Annotated in this window: 5 protein-coding genes and 1 rRNA gene; all 6 read left to right on the top strand. The window is 44.7% G+C overall.

Annotated elements, in window-relative coordinates:
• The first annotated feature begins 118 nt into the window (after positions 1-118).
• The 6 genes from rrf to clpC all read left to right on the top strand — a co-directional run bounded on the left by rrf (position 119) and on the right by clpC (position 6,782).
• A 5S ribosomal RNA gene (gene rrf, locus ABEW32_RS15260) occupies positions 119-235 on the top strand.
• 163 nt (positions 236-398) lie between these two features.
• Positions 399-1,586, top strand: a complete 1,188-nt coding sequence (locus ABEW32_RS15255) for a GNAT family N-acetyltransferase (RefSeq protein ID WP_430188881.1) — start codon at positions 399-401, stop codon at positions 1,584-1,586.
• Positions 1,587-2,125: 539 nt separating this feature from the next.
• The gene (locus tag ABEW32_RS15250) at positions 2,126-2,590 is read left to right on the top strand and encodes a CtsR family transcriptional regulator (protein ID WP_016818631.1); all 465 of its coding nucleotides are present in this window, start codon (positions 2,126-2,128) and stop codon (positions 2,588-2,590) included.
• 84 nt (positions 2,591-2,674) lie between these two features.
• Positions 2,675-3,199, top strand: coding sequence for a protein-arginine kinase activator protein McsA (gene mcsA / locus ABEW32_RS15245; RefSeq protein ID WP_430188878.1), 525 nt, complete (start codon positions 2,675-2,677; stop codon positions 3,197-3,199).
• Between the two features lie 29 nt (positions 3,200-3,228).
• Positions 3,229-4,293, top strand: coding sequence for a protein-arginine kinase McsB (gene mcsB, locus ABEW32_RS15240; protein WP_430188875.1), 1,065 nt, complete (start codon positions 3,229-3,231; stop codon positions 4,291-4,293).
• 44 nt (positions 4,294-4,337) lie between these two features.
• Positions 4,338-6,782, top strand: coding sequence for an ATP-dependent protease ATP-binding subunit ClpC (gene clpC, locus ABEW32_RS15235; protein WP_016818634.1), 2,445 nt, complete (start codon positions 4,338-4,340; stop codon positions 6,780-6,782).
• The last annotated feature ends 66 nt before the right edge of the window (positions 6,783-6,848 follow it).

Here is a 6,848-nt window from a genome sequence, read left to right as displayed (position 1 = left end):
CAGTTTTCAGGGTGTAAGCATTGCACCGTATAAGTTCGAGTAGTTTATATGAGGCAAGCGAACACACAGCATTTGGCGATGCTGTTCCTGAGTAAAGTATTTGTGAATCAAATACATGTTTGGTGGCGATAGCGGAGGGGTTCCACACGTACCCATCCCGAACACGACCGTTAAGCCCTCCAGCGCCGATGGTACTTGGACCGCAGGGTCCTGGGAGAGTAGGACGCCGCCAAGCAAAAGTAAAAAAGGATGATAGCCTCATAGAGGTCATCATCCTTTTTTTTATGCATTTTGTGGATAGACATCTGCTTCCAAGGTTGACAGAGAGAAGGGGCTTTGCGACACTTTAAGTGCGTAATTATTTTTTAGGCCCAAGTATACGAGCGAGGTGACAAGTTATGAAGATCAGACAATTACAACGTGAGGAATTTGAAGCTGCTATAGAATTATCCCAGTATGCTTTTCAGTTTACAATGTCCCCGGAGGATCTGGAGAAAGCTAAGAAGAAATTCAAACCAGAGCAGACGTGGGGGGTCTTCGACGGACCTGACTTGAACGCTAAACTGACTTTGCTACCGCTACAGGTATACATACATGGTCAGGTTTTTGATATGGGGGGCATTGCTGGTGTAGCAACTTGGCCGGAAAAGCGTCGCGGAGGTATGGTTTCACGTTTGTTGACGCATGCGCTTGAACAGATGAAGAATGCAGGACAGAGCCTTTCCTTCCTGCATCCATTCTCTTTTGCCTTCTATCGTAAGTTTGGATGGGAAACGTATACTGAGTACAAAAAATACGTCATTCCAATTGATAAATTCCCTGCTAAACTTAAAACAGAAGGTGTAGTCAAACGGGATGTCAAAAATATTTCAGAATTGGACCAAGTGTATCAATCGTATGCTTCACGTTACAATGGTACGCTGGTACGAGATAAGGAATGGTGGCAGGAACGGATTTTAAATGAGAATTATCAAACTGTAGTATATTACACGGATGCAGGCGATCCTCAGGGATATGCACTATATAAAATAGAAGATAAGCAGTTAAATTGTGATGAGTTGGTATATGAAAGTGAGACGGCGCGTCGGGCTTTGTGGACTTATTTTGCAAATCATGACTCGATGATAACCCAAGGAGAGTTTATTTACATTCCAGCAGATGACAATCTGCCCTTTTTGCTCGACGATCCGCGAATTCAACAGGAAACAGTGCCTTATTTTATGGGACGAATTGTGGATGTAGCTGCTTTTGTACAAAGATACCCTTTTGAGCAGATTGGAGAGGAAACAAGTTTGACCTTTCATCTGACAGATCGGTATGCTCCTTGGAATGAAGGAGTATGGAGACTAACGATTACTGCGGAAGGGCATGGACATTTAGACAGAGTGGATACAAGTGATTTACCTGACCATGCCACAGTAGCTGACTTGGAACTGGGAATTCAGTCATTGACCACTCTAATGCTTGGCTATCAGCAGGCTGATGATCTGTATAATTGGGGGCGTATTGAAGGAAGCAGTAAGTCTGTGACTGCACTTAAACGTGTAATACCGATAAAACAAACGTTTTTATTGGATTTTTTCTGATAAAGGTTAATTAGTCCATTTTAATGTCCAACTCTTTTTGGATAAATCAGTGTGGTTTATCATTATTACTCAAAGCTCTTTCCAGAATGGGAAGAGTTTTTTGTTCTATGGTATAAAACATAATTAGATTGCGAAAAATGGTATTGACCCCTTGGCAAAAATGAAATTTGTGCTATAATACGAATATAGTCAAAGAAAGTCAAAGTCAATCAGAACTAGTGTGGCTCTACTGAAGTATTATGTTGTTGGAATGGCCGTATAAAACAGTCTGACAACAAAGAAGTACAAAAATACCGACATAATTTGCGTATAGTTAGGATCTACTTCTTATCAATAGAAGAGAAGTGTATGATTTGGCGCAAATAAAGGTCACACTAGAAACGAAACGGTACAAATTCTAATGGATGTAGAACAGGTAACAACCTGAATGCAGCTTAGATTCGTGACGTTACCGTTTGGTTAAGTTCAATATACGGCGGACTCTGTGGAGCGTGAAATGTACTTGAATACTTGCGTTTCCGTTAGTGGAGGATGATGAAATGCGCAATGTTTCCGACATTATTGAACAATATTTGAAGAGCATGCTGCTGGAAAGTCCCCAAGGTTTAGTGGAGATTCAGCGTAATGATCTGGCTGACCGCTTTTCCTGCGTGCCGTCGCAAATTAATTATGTAATTAGTACCCGGTTTACGCTGGAAAAAGGGTATGTGGTGGAAAGCAAACGTGGTGGTGGAGGCTATATTCGAATTCAGCGAATTCAATTACCTGCACAGCATGCGATCCATACACATCTACATCAGAGTATCGGGGAGGAAATTAGCCAATCGGCAGCAGAAGGACTGATTTATCAGTTAGAGGAAGCTCATTTTTTAAGCAAAAGGGAAGCTGGTCTAATAAAGGCTGCTTTATCTAGGGATACATTATTGCTGAAGCTTCCCTATCGTGACCAACTGCGAGCAAGATTGCTTAAGGCTATGCTGATCTCGTTGCTGGCGGCCAAATAGCCAGTATCCATCAATCAGTGAATAGAGATTTGCAATTCAGATGTAGGGATTTGTAAAAGTCCAGACGTTGAAGGAGGTGCTTTTATGCTGTGCCAAGAATGTAACATGCGGCCGGCAACTTTGCATTTCACCAAAATTGTGAATGGCGAAAAGACAGAGTTTCATATTTGTGAGACATGTGCGAAGGAAAAAGGGGAGATGATCCCTGGGACACCTAATGGCTTTTCAATTCATAGCCTGTTGTCGGGGATGTTGGATTTTGACTCCAGTACAAAAAGCCAGGCTTCAGGTCACAGTGTTCCACAAAATCTGCAATGCAAGGACTGCGGTATGACCTATACACAGTTTAGTAAGCTGGGACGGTTTGGATGTCCATCTTGCTATCAGTATTTTGATAGTCGCCTGGACCCTCTGTTCAAGCGTGTGCATGGCAGTACGAGTCATGTTGGTAAAGTTCCAGTCCGTACTGGAGGCCGACTAAAGGTTAAACGGCAAATTGATGATTTGAAAAAAGAGATGCAACAACACATTGTCCAGGAAGAATTCGAATCAGCTGCTGAGCTTAGAGATCAAATCAGAAAGCTTGAAAAAGAAATGACTGAAGAGTAAAGTTTGTGAAGAGTAGGAGGGAATGCGTGATGCCCAATATCCGATTTACGGAAAAGCCGCTAAGTGATTGGATGCGTGGTGATGCTGCGGATTCGGAGATTGTCATTAGTAGCCGGGTAAGAATTGCGCGTAACTTGCAGCATCTGCCTTTTCCCATGCTTGCTACCAATCAGCAGTCGGAGGAAGTGCTTCAACGCTTAACGGATATCCTTCAGTATGATGATTTGGGTCGTTTTGGTACTTTTCATACCTTGAAAATATCCGAGTTGGATGAGATCGACAAGCAGGTACTGGTTGAGAAGCACTTGATCAGTCCTAATTTGGCGAACGAATCTCGCAACGGTGCTGTGTTGATTAGTGATGATGAATCAGTTAGTGTTATGATAAATGAAGAGGATCATCTGCGTATTCAGTGCTTATATCCGGGATGTCAGGTTAGAGAAGCATGGGAACGCGCTATGGTCATTGATGATGCATTTGAAGCGCATGTTGATTATGCATTTGATGATCGGAGAGGTTTCCTGACCAGTTGCCCGACGAATGTCGGCACAGGTATGAGAGCTTCCGTGATGATGCATTTGCCCGCATTGGTTATGACTCATCAAATCAATCGTATATTGTCCGCTGTTTCACAGGTAGGTCTTACGGTTCGCGGTATTTATGGTGAAGGCAGCGAAGCGGTCGGAAATTTGTTTCAGGTATCTAACCAGATTACACTGGGACAAACCGAAGCGGAAATTATCGAGAATCTACATGGCGTGGTGCTGCAAATTATAGAGCATGAGCGTTCTGCCAGAGAACGATTGATGAATGAATCTATGCTGCGGATTACAGATCGGGTGATGCGTTCATTCGGTATTTTGTCATACGCAGCAGTTTTGGATTCCAAAGAGGCCGCACAGCGGCTGTCTGATGTACGTCTTGGTGTAGATTTAGGGATTTTGGAGCGTCCTTCCATTGCGGCGATGAATGAGCTTAATGTGATGACGCAACCCGGCTTTTTACAAAAAAGCTTCGGGGATAGAATGAATACCGGTGAGCGCGATATGTACCGGGCGAAGCTGATCCGGCAAAAATTAGGCACAACCCTTTAATATATAGATTGAACTGAAATACACATTGTGGAGGTGCAGGATATATGATGTTTGGAAGATTTACGGAACGTGCACAGAAAGTGCTCGCCTTGGCTCAGGAAGAAGCTGTTCGATTGGGACACAACAACATTGGCACAGAGCACATTTTGCTAGGCCTCATTCGTGAAGGCGAAGGAATAGCAGCGAAAGCCTTAATCGGTTTGGGACTGGGACTGGAAAAAATCCAGGATGAAGTGGAAACACTGATTGGACGTGGTCAAGAGCAACCGACGAACATTGCCTATACTCCACGTGCCAAGAAAGTTATTGAGCTATCTATGGATGAAGCACGTAAACTGGGTCATACCTATGTAGGTACCGAGCATATTTTGCTAGGTCTTATTCGTGAAGGTGAAGGCGTAGCAGCACGAGTGCTGAACAACCTGGGTATTAGTCTGAATAAAGCTCGTCAGCAAGTGCTTCAATTGCTCGGCAGCAGCGAGGCAGTTTCCAGCCATCACGGTGCTCCAGCTAATGTCAGTACGCCAACTCTGGACAGTCTGGCACGCGATCTGACAGCTTCTGCGAAAGAAAATAACCTGGACCCCGTTATTGGGCGTAGCAAGGAAATTGAGCGTGTTATTCAAGTGCTCAGCCGTCGTACAAAGAACAATCCTGTATTAATCGGTGAACCTGGGGTAGGTAAAACAGCGATTGCCGAAGGATTGGCACAAAAAATCATAGCGAATGAGATTCCCGAAACGTTGCGCGATAAACGCGTAATGACACTCGATATGGGCTCTGTAGTAGCAGGAACGAAGTATCGTGGTGAATTTGAGGATCGTTTGAAGAAGATTATGGACGAGATTCGTCAAGCCGGAAATATCGTATTGTTCATTGACGAGCTGCATACGCTGATTGGCGCTGGTGGAGCGGAAGGCGCAATTGATGCGTCCAACATCCTGAAACCTGCGCTGGCACGTGGCGAGCTACAATGCATCGGTGCCACTACGCTGGATGAATATCGCAAATATATTGAGAAAGATGCTGCTTTGGAGCGCCGTTTTCAACCTATTACAGTGGATCAGCCATCTCCAGAAGAAGCAATTCAAATCTTGTACGGTCTGCGCGACCGTTACGAAGCGCATCACCGCGTGAAAATTACTGATGAGGCTATTGAAGCTGCGGTAAGATTGTCAGATCGTTATATTACGGATCGCTTCCTACCGGATAAGGCTATTGACCTTATTGACGAAGCAGGTTCCAAGGTAAGGCTGAATTCGTATACAGTACCGCCAAATCTGAAACAGCTGGAAAACCGTCTTGAAGATATCCGCAAGGAAAAAGATTCGGCGGTACAAAGCCAGGAGTTTGAAAAGGCAGCTGCGCTGCGTGATACAGAGCAAAAAATCCGTGAAGAGCTGGATGTCACGAAGAATCAATGGAAAGAACAACAAGGGCGTACAGATTCCGAAGTTACACCAGAGGATATCGCTCAGGTTGTAGCCATCTGGACTGGTGTTCCAGTCAGCAAGCTGAAAGAGGAAGAAACACATCGTTTGCTGAATATGGAACAACTGTTGCATGAACGGGTGATTGGGCAGGACGAAGCTGTTAAGGCAGTAAGCCGGGCGATTCGCCGTGCACGTGCTGGTCTGAAAGATCCGAAGCGTCCAATTGGCTCTTTTATTTTCCTTGGCCCAACTGGGGTTGGTAAAACAGAGCTGGCACGCGCCTTGGCCGAATCTATGTTTGGTGATGAAAATGCGGTCATCCGTATTGATATGTCCGAATATATGGAGAAGCACTCCACATCCCGTCTGGTAGGAGCGCCTCCAGGGTACGTTGGATATGAAGAAGGCGGTCAACTGACTGAGAAGGTACGTCGTAAGCCTTACTCTGTTGTGCTGCTGGATGAAATTGAAAAGGCACACCCAGAAGTGTTTAATATTCTGCTGCAAGTGTTGGAGGATGGACGTCTGACGGATTCCAAAGGTCGTGTTGTTGACTTCCGCAACACACTGATCATCCTAACTTCTAACGTTGGTGCACAGGCGATTAAACGTAACTCCACGCTTGGCTTTACGGCTGTGGTGGACGCTGGGGCGGATTACGATAACATGAAGGGCAAAGTGATGGATGAGCTGAAGAAAAGCTTCCGTCCTGAGTTCTTGAACCGGATAGATGAAATTATCGTTTTCCATTCTCTCGAAGAAAAACATATTGCCGAAATTGTTTCACTCATGTCTGAGGAACTGCGTAAGCGTCTGAATGAGTATGAGGTGGACTTCGAGTTGACAGACAAGGCCAAAAATTTCCTTGCCAAGGAAGGCTTCGATCCAGCGTATGGTGCGCGTCCATTGCGTCGTGCAATCCAGAAGCATATTGAAGATCGCCTGTCCGAGGAATTGTTGACTGGAAACATTTCTAAAGGCGATTCTCTCTACATTGATGAGGAGAACGGTGCATTGACAGTAACAAAAAAGGATAATGTATCCGCGAAGTCCTAAAGCAGTTTAGTAAATAAAACATTAGAAAAGGGTGTCTCGCAGGCTGGAAAGCTATTGCGAAGGCAC

This window comes from Paenibacillus jamilae (genome assembly GCF_050482105.1).
In the GTDB taxonomy this organism is placed as follows: domain Bacteria; phylum Bacillota; class Bacilli; order Paenibacillales; family Paenibacillaceae; genus Paenibacillus; species Paenibacillus jamilae_B.
The sequence above is the reverse complement of the archived record's forward strand: the minus strand, read 5'-3'. Positions and strand labels throughout refer to the sequence as shown.